Here is a 2369-nt window from a genome sequence, read left to right as displayed (position 1 = left end):
ATTTTCAACAGCTGTAGCGTGAGGATTTGGACCTCGCCCCCCTGTACCAGGGAAACATGCAAAGGCTCGATCTGATCGACAAGCCATCCGTTGGGCAGCGATTGGTGCTCAAGGGCTGATAGCTGTTGCCCATCGTCAGTTTTGAAGAACGCCTTGCGCACCTTTCCTGATGCAATCACGCCGGTCAGGGTGAGCCCTTTGAGGGCCACAGGCGCCTTTTCGCCGCTGTGCTGGAGAGGTGGGTCTGGTCGCCGCTGGGCATTGAACAGCGGTTTTTCCCAGGTCTGGCTATAGGTTTGTAATTCGGTAGAAGTGACGGGCGCAGTGCTGGCTGCGTTTGCTGGAGCCGCGGGCGTGTTGAGCGGCGGTAGCCATCGCACGACACGCCCTGCGCCATTGAGCACGCCCAGTGTCAGCCCTACTTAGCCAAGCATGCCAGCCCCCGCCCACAGCTTCCAGATGCTTGGGTGGTTCATGGCGTTGCCTCCTTCAATGCAGGGTTTTGCAGATAAGCGCTGATCAACAGCTGCGTAGCCAATCGGTTGCCGGTGAGTGCTCTTGTTCGGTTCGTTTCGATTTTCATGGACTCGATGAACATCGATACCTTGCTGGTTTCCAACTGATGCAACAGGCCCGCGAGTGGTTCGATCGCACATTCCAGGTTTATGCGCACACTGACTTGGCGGTAGGGCGCTGTTTGATTCACAGCCACCGGAATCCGATTGGTGACGGTGCAGCCGCCAGCCGTGGCAAACGTCTGAAGATCGGCTGCAATCAACTGCATGAGTTGGGCGGTGGCGGCGCCCATGTCTGCATCTGCCAACAGGTTCTCATTGCCCGCAGCAGAGGCTCTGAGCTGCGCCAGTGCGGCCTCCAACGCAGGTACCTGACTGGATAACGCGGCATAGCGTTGCTGATTGAGGCGCAGTGTTTGCATCTGCTCGGCAATGTCCATCAACGGTTGGTTGAACCACACATGCAGGGTCAAAAAGTACCCTGCCGCCAAGGTCAATGCTGCCAATCCCAAGGCTGCGGCCCGCCGGCTGGCGCTAAGGAGTCTTGGGGGCATGGCTGGCCTCCATTTTGCGCAAGGTGGCGAGCAGGGTGAACCGGTCCTTGCCGGTCGCCGAGTCCGGCTGGATGGCGCCCTGGAAGTTGATAGCTGTCAGGCTGCTGCAGCTTTTCATTGAAGACATCAGCGCACTGGCCTGGTTGCTGTGGCCTGTCAGGCTCACTTGGCCATCGACACTGATGTCCAGGTATTCCAGGGTGGTGTCCAGGGTGATGCATTGGGTCAGTTCATTGAGCAGCGCACTCATGGACGTTGTTTGCGCCCGACGTTCGACGACATAGCGTTGGGCATTCAAGGTGTCGTTGATCTGCTGATTGATTGCCTGGACGTGCTGCGTCTGCTGTTGCAGGGCCTTGACCTCGCGCTGCATCTCTTCCAGGGCTTGTTGGCGATTGTGCAGCCAGAGGAGCATCGTGGTTATTATCAAGACAAGGCCAACCACCACCAGCGCCGGAAATGGCCGCATGAAGGTGCGACGTATCTGGAGGCGACGGTGAGGGGGGAGCAGATTGACGTTCAAACGAACCCCGTGCTCGTCGAGTACATCGACGCTGGCGATCAAATGACCCGCTTGCTGCGCCTGATCGAGGAGTGTATCCAATCGCTCCCTGTTGACTGCTGCCAAGCGAATACCAACCAGCGTTCGATGCTCGGTGGGCTCACGAGCGAAGTCGAAGTAAACTTGGCTGGCCTTGTATGGCGTGTATTTGTCCATTTCATACGACAGCACCGAGGCAAGATTCTGCGCCGCCGCGGCAGGCAGCAATAGCTCGTGTATCAATAATTGGGAGGGCAGCAGAACAAGTACGACCGTGCCGGGTTCTACGGTGGATTGTTGTGAGGCCCAGGGGTCGGTACAAAAGGTATCGCCCTGGAAAAACAATAACCGTTGTGTCTTCACAGGCTTGATCGCGGTATGCCAGGAGGCGGGTAAACAGGCCATCAACTCTGCCCCCCACCAGGAAAAAAAGGCAGGGAATGACGAAGCTTGCCAGCGCAGCATCAGCAATCGAACCCAGGGGCGCTGCCGCTCTGCCAAGGCTTGGAGCATGAGGGTCATTCTTTCCAGCGCAGCACACGATGCGGCTGTTGGCCGCCTCCTTGAGGTGATAAAAAAACGACTGCCTGCAGAGAGGCGGATACCTGATTGTCAGAGGTGGCGACGACGTCCACGTTGACCACCGACTCAGGTCCGCGCTGGACGGCGATTTTGGGGGGTGACAAGTTCAACACGGTCAACAGGGTCGGGGGGGCGACATCCGGGTCGGGTTCGGTGAGGCCCGACCATAATGTGATA

General features: G+C 58.0%; 3 protein-coding genes and 1 pseudogene. All 4 read right to left on the bottom strand.

Annotation, left to right across the window (positions count from 1 at the left end):
• Positions 1-404: general secretion pathway protein GspN (locus FEM54_RS30685; RefSeq protein ID WP_138454077.1), on the bottom strand; the 404-nt coding region annotated here is incomplete at its 3' end.
• A 68-nt stretch (positions 405-472) separates the two neighbouring features.
• Positions 473-1069 carry a type II secretion system protein GspM gene (gene gspM / locus FEM54_RS30680; protein WP_138454076.1) on the bottom strand — a complete coding sequence of 199 codons (597 nt, stop codon included), beginning with the start codon at positions 1067-1069 and terminating at the stop codon, positions 473-475.
• A complete protein-coding gene (locus FEM54_RS30675; protein ID WP_138454075.1) occupies positions 1050-2123 on the bottom strand; it encodes a general secretion pathway protein GspL in 1074 nt (357 codons plus the stop codon). Before FEM54_RS30675 ends, gspM begins: the two co-directional genes overlap by 20 nt.
• Positions 2124-2128: 5 nt before the next feature.
• A pseudogene (locus FEM54_RS34470) lies at positions 2129-2369 on the bottom strand (type II secretion system minor pseudopilin GspK); the annotation flags it as partial.

The sequence above is a fragment of the Pseudomonas edaphica genome (assembly GCF_005863185.1).
GTDB classification, from domain to species: Bacteria; Pseudomonadota; Gammaproteobacteria; order Pseudomonadales; family Pseudomonadaceae; genus Aquipseudomonas; species Aquipseudomonas edaphica.
This window is presented reverse-complemented; position numbering and strand designations above follow the sequence as displayed.

What these genes read in the sequence shown, in the direction of transcription:
- FEM54_RS30675 (WP_138454075.1), bottom strand. Translation starts at nt 2,123, where the DNA reads ATGCTCCAAGCCTTGGCAGAGCGGCAGCGCCCCTGGGTTCGATTGCTG.
- gspM (WP_138454076.1), bottom strand. Translation starts at nt 1,069, where the DNA reads ATGCCCCCAAGACTCCTTAGCGCCAGCCGGCGGGCCGCAGCCTTGGGA.